Origin of the sequence: Pelotomaculum sp. PtaB.Bin117, from assembly GCF_002067195.1 — a bacterium.
GTDB classification, from domain to species: Bacteria; Bacillota; Desulfotomaculia; order Desulfotomaculales; family Pelotomaculaceae; genus Pelotomaculum_D; species Pelotomaculum_D terephthalicicum.
Window position 1 is genome coordinate 22,432 of record NZ_MVQM01000153.1, and the last position, 6,200, is coordinate 28,631.

General features: G+C 49.0%; 4 protein-coding genes. All 4 read right to left on the reverse strand.

Annotated features, from left to right (window positions below; translation table 11 throughout):
* Positions 1–4: 4 nt before the first annotated feature.
* On the reverse strand, positions 5–466 hold the full coding sequence (locus A4E54_RS11445; RefSeq protein ID WP_240082622.1) for a hypothetical protein: 462 nt from the start codon (positions 464–466) through the stop codon (positions 5–7).
* Between the two features lie 219 nt (positions 467–685).
* The gene (locus tag A4E54_RS11450) at positions 686–1,960 is read right to left on the reverse strand and encodes a double-cubane-cluster-containing anaerobic reductase (RefSeq protein WP_240082623.1); all 1,275 of its coding nucleotides are present in this window, start codon (positions 1,958–1,960) and stop codon (positions 686–688) included.
* 19 nt (positions 1,961–1,979) lie between these two features.
* Complete coding sequence (locus A4E54_RS11455) at positions 1,980–2,828, reverse strand: hydrogenase iron-sulfur subunit (RefSeq protein ID WP_286726179.1); 849 nt, start codon at positions 2,826–2,828, stop codon at positions 1,980–1,982.
* 47 nt (positions 2,829–2,875) lie between these two features.
* Positions 2,876–5,992, reverse strand: a complete 3,117-nt coding sequence (locus tag A4E54_RS11460) for an FAD-dependent oxidoreductase (RefSeq protein ID WP_286726180.1) — start codon at positions 5,990–5,992, stop codon at positions 2,876–2,878.
* Between the last annotated feature and the right edge of the window lie 208 nt (positions 5,993–6,200).

A 6,200-nucleotide genomic window follows, 5' to 3' on the forward strand; every position in this document is an offset into this window, starting at 1 on the left:
TGCCTCACATCCTCAAATATATTTTTAGCTGGGGTAACGTTTTAAATTCCGGAGATTCAGTTTCATCTATCGCTAACTTAACAGCAGCTTCCAAAAGGTGATTATTACTCAAAAATTTCATAAGACTTGAGTTTTTTTTAATATCTTTTTCTTCGTAATACTCTTTTCCTTGCAGAGTAAACATTCCTTGTATCGGCAATCCATCATCCGGTTTCATGTCGTCTTCATTTTCTTCTGATTCCATTCTCTGAACCGGCAAACCGACAGGCTGTTGCCGCAAATGAGATTTTAACAGCTGCATTACAGCGCTATTACCGATCGTCTTTTGAAGTTGCATTATTTTTTCTTGAGTAAGTAAAAAGCCAGCGGATAAATGCCCTTGCGAATTGTGCTCAGCCTTTTTCTTGCTGTCGTGTTTTTCAGAAAGATCATGATTATTGGCCGATTTCGGTGCTTGTGTAAACATTGGCCCCTCCAGGAAAGTTTATTGCATTAAATAAATTGTCATATTATGTCGATTTATATAAATACAAATATTGACCGACGTTATACGCCGGTCAATTAGCATGCCATTATCATTTTGTTATATTTCTACAATTTTATCAAGGTTCCTTCTTAAATGGTAATTGATAAAATAATGCCGGGTTAAATTTTATATAACCCGGCATCGCTGAGTGGCAATTTCCTACCTGATCATCTCTAAAAATGCTTCAACCCTTGTTTTCAGCTGTCCCGAATCTTCCTGGCCGTAGTCAGTTTCAACTTTCAACAAGGGGATGCCTTGTTCTTTCAACACCTTCTCCACACGATTGGCCTCGATCATGTAAGGGTCGCAAAAGGCCAGGGAGCAGTGAATAATCCCATCGGCTTTGTATTCTTTCGCAAGACTGACCAGTTTCTCCATCCTGCCTTGATTAGGAGTGAAGCAGGCGCAGTTTATGCCGAGATATCTCTCCCCTATGGCGCCGACCATCTGTTCCATGTCCGCGCCGTCCTCCATCACAGTGTTTTCGAAATAGCGAAGGCCTGTGCATAGTTCCTCGGCCACGATGACCGCCCCGCTGCCTTCAATGATATGAGGCATTTTCCAGTTCGGTATGGCCATCGGCGTACCGGTAACGATGATTCGCGGAGCGCCCGGTTCCTGGACGCCCTTGCCTTCTTTAACTCTTGTTTCAAGCTCGTCACATAGTTGATTAACCATTTTGGTAAATCGGTCAACATCGTCGTACATGGCTATTTGTTCAATTAAAAGGCAATCCTTGCCGCTGATCGGAGAGGGGTTGTTCTTGCGCAGTTCGGCAAGCCGCAAAAGAACCTTGCGTTTGCCGTTCACCTCTTTAATCGAGCGGCTCAGGGATTCCGCGTTAATTTTCACGCCGGTGATTTCTTCCACCCTGGCCATGAAATCCTGAAGTTCGCTCTTCCACAGGGACTTGTCCTTTTCCCGCCTCATCTGCGGCGTCTCCAGCACATGGACGGGAACGTAATCATTCAAGATTTCAAAAGCTTTCTTTTTACCGTCACATGTGGTTTCACCCACCACCATGTCGCAGGATTCGAAATATGGACAGACTTTGGCTAATTTAAATCCCATAAAGGACTTGATCAGGGGACAGATATTTCTGGGCAGAACAGTTTCAGCTTGAGTGACCCCTATTTCAATCCCCGAGCACAGGCCGATGCAAATGCCTCCGGCAGCGCGGATAATTTCCTCCGGAACAAAAACGCAGAAAGTACCGATTACCTTGCCGCCATTGGCTTTGTGCTCCTGCAGTTCCTGTATGCGCAGCCCATGTATCTCGTTAACGACAAAATCAAAATATTCCATGCCGGCCGGACGGTTTTCCTGCTGCAGATATACCTCCCCGTATGTGGGCGGCAAGACTTGCAAAATCTGGTCGTGAGCCTCCAAGTCAATTCCGATGGATTCCCACATCGGACGGTAATCAGTTGCCATAATACATCATCTCCCCACATTAACCAACTTCTTTTTCTTTGCTCTTTCTGACTACAGTTCTCTCTCCCTCGGGAAGAGGCGGCGGAACGGGCTCGCCGACGATTTTCCGGATCGCGCTGAAGCGAGGCGGGCAAGCTTCAAAGCAAGTCCCGCATTTTACGCATTTCTCCTGCTCGATCACGTGGACCTGGCCCTTGGCGCTGATGATCGCCTCCACGGGGCATCTCCTGGCGCACGTCATGCAGGCCTGGCATTTTTCCGGGTCGATATAGTACGAGGGTACTTCGCGCAGCAGCTCGTCTATCTCGTCACTGGTGTAAAGATCGTTGTACGCTTCATGATTGTCACATATATGCAACGCCAGCTTATCCCTCTTCGCCAGCTTAATATAGGGGATTAGCCTGGTCACTTCTTCTAGTCCGGACTTCAATTCAGCTTCACTAATGCCTTCGGCTTTGCCCAAAGGGCCCATCTTCTCTATTTCCGCGCCGAACTCGTTCATAATGTTGGCGAAACGGATTCCTTCACCGGCGGACACCCATTCTATCCTCAACCTTTTGGGGTTTATGCCGATGTGCTCCAGTAATTTTCTGCATAGCTGAACCATGCTGATCGCTTCGTAGTTCCCATGGGTAATGTAATGGCAGTCGTCAAGATGGCAGCCGCCCACAAACATCGCGTCCGCTCCATTTAGGAAAGCCCGGAATATGTGTTTCATATCGACTCTGGCTGAGCACATCACTCTGATCAACCTTATATAGGGGGGATACTGAAAACGGGAAACCCCGCAAAGATCCGCGCCTCCGTAGCAGCACCAATTGCATATGATGCCGATCATCTTTGGTGTAAATTTAGCTTCAGCACTCATTTTTATCTAAACTCCTTTGTTATTAATCCCGGCCTTGGCCTTGTTCATTACACAAATGATTCTTTAAAACGCGCGTCAATCTGATTTAATAGCTCTTCATCGGTATAGTGTTTCAGCTGAATCGCTCCTGTCGGACACTTTGTGTTGCATAGGCCGTCTCCTTTACAGAGAACGGGAATAACTCCTGCTTTTTTGCCTTGTTTTGTGTCACGAAGTTCTATGGCGCCGTAGGTGCACGCCGTGACGCACGCCCCGCAGCCCATGCACATGCGCTCGTTTACCGCGCAAACGGAGCCCGAGGCCACCACGGTATCGTTCGCAAGCAGGGTCAGGGCCCGGCCGGCGGCTCCATATGCCTGGCTGACTGTTTCGGATATAAGCTTGGGATAGTGGGCTATTCCGCACAGGTAAACGCCTTCCGCGCCAAAGTCAACGGGTCTTAATTTGACGTGGGCTTCTTGGAAGAATTCATCCGGACCCAAGGATACTTTAAATAATCCGGATATTTCTTTTCTGTCCGCGGCGGGAATAACGGCGGCGGCTAAAGCAAGCGCGTCGGCGTCTATTTCAAGCTTTTTGCCTAAAACGGGATCGGTCGCGGTAATCCGCAAGAAACTGCGGCCATCTTCTTGAACAGCTTCTACTTGTGGTTTATTATCGGGCTCGTAGCGGATGAACCTGACGTCTTTACTTGCCGCTTCCCGGTAATAATCTTCTTTGAATCCATAGCTTCGGACATCCCGGAAGAAAATGTAGATGTCCATTTCGGGGTTTATCTCTTTTAGTTTCAGGGCGTTCTTGATGGACTCGCTGCAGCATATCCGGCTGCAGTAATTTCTGTCTTCTTGTCTGCAGCCTACGCATTGGATCATTGCTATGCTCCCGGCGTTAATTACTTTTTCGTCTCCTTTGGTGATTCTTTCTTCCAACTCGAGGTGGGTCATTACTCTGTCATCTTCGCCATAAAGATACTCGGTGGGTTTGTATACTTCAGCGCCGGTGGCGATGATAGTTGCTCCATGTTTTATCTCAATGACCCTTCTGTCAAACTTCACCTTGGTCGTGAAATTCCCCACGTAACCGGTTGCCTCGGGGATGGTGGCGCCGGTATATACGTGTACCAGGGGATGCTGGTACACTTTGCGGATAAGATCCCGCAGGTATGCTTGAACGTCCATCCCTTCCAGGGTGTAATGTATTCTGCGCGCGATTCCGCCTAATTCTTTTTCTTTTTCCACCAGGTGCACTTCATGTCCCTGGTTGGCTATGGAAAGGGCGCTGGTCATGCCGGCCACGCCTCCTCCGACCACTACCGCTCTTTTGTCGACAGGCAGGTCGAATTCCTGCAAGGGCTCTAAATGGATGGCCCGGGCTACGGACATCCGGATTATATCTTTTGACTTTTGGGTGGCCGCTTCTTTTTCTTTGGAGTGCACCCAGGAGCAGTGTTCTCTAATATTCGCCATGTCGTAGTAATATTGATTGATGCCGGCTTCCCGCAGGGTGTCCCGGAACAGGGGCTCATGTGTCCTGGGGGTGCAGGCGGCGACGATCACGCGGTTGAGTTCTCTTTCCTGGATATCTTTTGCCAGCATCGCGGCGGCTTCTGTGGAGCAGATGAAGAGGTTTTCTTCAGCGTGAACTACATTGGGCAGGGTCTTGGCATATTCAACTGTGCCGGGAACGTCTACTATCCTTCCGATGTTGGCCCCGCAGTGACATACGTAGACACCGATCCGGGGTTCTTCTTGCGAGACGTCTCTTTCTGGCGGATACACTCTTTCTCTGGCCAGGTTCCCCCGCCGGTAGTTGAGGAGCTCGCCGCATTGGGAGCCGGCCCCGCTGGCGGTCACCACCGACTCGGGGATATCCATGGGTCCCTGGAAGGCGCCGCTGACAAAGATTCCGGGGCGGGTGGTCTCCATCGGGTTAAACGGATTGGTTTCACAGAATCCGTGCGCATTGAGCTTGATGCCGAACCTGTCCGCGAAGTTCTTGAAATCATGGGGTGGGTTCAAGCCGACGGACAGCACCACCATGTCGAATTCTTCTTCTTTTACTCCGTCGTCGGGTGTGGAATACCTTATAGTTACGTTCTTGCTTTCGGGGATCTCTTTTCCTATTGACACGTAGCTTCTGATAAAGCGAATCCCGGGCAGGTTCTCCGCTCTCTGGTAGAACCGCTCGAAATCTTTGCCGTAGGACCGTATATCGTTGTGGAATATGGTGCACCGGGCATCTGCGTCATGGTCCTTGGTCAATATCACTTGTTTCTGGGTATAGGTGCAGCATACGGCTGAACAATAACTATTGCCGCCCGGGATAACTTGTCTGGAGCCGACGCAGTGAATCCAGGCTATGTTATGGGGATGCTTCTTGTCGGTGGCGCGCAGGATCTCACCTTCGTACGGCCCGGTGGCGCATAACAACCGCTCATAGTCCATACTGGTTACCACGTTCTCAAACTTTCCGTAGCCGTAGTCTTCCCTCAGCTTGGGATCAAACGGCACGTAGCCGGGAGCCAGGATTATCGCTCCTACTTTTACTTCTACCATCTCGCCCTTTTGATTGAGATCTATGGCGTCGTTCTTACAGACTCCTTTGCATATCTGGCATTTCCCTTCTTTAAGGTAAAGGCAGCTTTCATCTATATAGGGCTTAAGGGGAATTGCCTGCGCGAAGTATATATGGATGGCTTTATTATTGGATATATCCTGGTTGAATTGATCGGGGTACTTGACCGGGCAGTACTCTACACAGACGGTGCAGCCCGTGCATTTGCTCTCGTTAATATACCTGGGCTTTCTAAACAGGGTTACTTTGAAGTCTCCTGCTTCTCCTTCCACACTGTGAACTTCCGTGTAGGATACGATCTCTATATTGGGATGCCTGTTGCATTCAACAAACTTGGGTGATTCTATGCACATGGAGCAGTCATTGGTGGGAAAGGTCTTGTCAAGCTGGGCCATGTGGCCGCCAATGGTCGGCGCCGTGTCCACCAGGTATACTTTAAAACCGGCGGTACCCAGATCAAGCGCGGCTTGAATACCGCTGATCCCTCCTCCGACCACCATCACATCTCCGAAATTTTTGGTTCCGAGACTTCTAGCAACTTGTTCTATAATATTTTTTTCTTCTATTCTTTCCACACGTTCTGTACTCATTCTTTATCACACTCCTGAGGCAGTAATAACTATTTTGGTCATTAACAACTCCATGAATTTGGAACCGCCTCAATTTGGCTTAAGAGCTCATTATCGTATAGCGTGCTCTCACCGCCCATTTACCATTTGCCCTGCAAACAGAGTCGGAGGCCACGGCAGGAACACAATGGCATTCGCCCTTCTATTCCTTTTGAGAAAGCTTTGAGTG

Bases quoted from the DNA above. Each gene is read 5' to 3' on its own strand.
- A4E54_RS11445 (WP_240082622.1), bottom strand. From the start codon at position 466: ATGTTTACACAAGCACCGAAATCGGCCAATAATCATGATCTTTCTGAA.
- A4E54_RS11450 (WP_240082623.1), bottom strand. From the start codon at position 1,960: ATGGCAACTGATTACCGTCCGATGTGGGAATCCATCGGAATTGACTTG.
- A4E54_RS11455 (WP_286726179.1), bottom strand. From the start codon at position 2,828: ATGAGTGCTGAAGCTAAATTTACACCAAAGATGATCGGCATCATATGC.
- A4E54_RS11460 (WP_286726180.1), bottom strand. From the start codon at position 5,992: ATGAGTACAGAACGTGTGGAAAGAATAGAAGAAAAAAATATTATAGAA.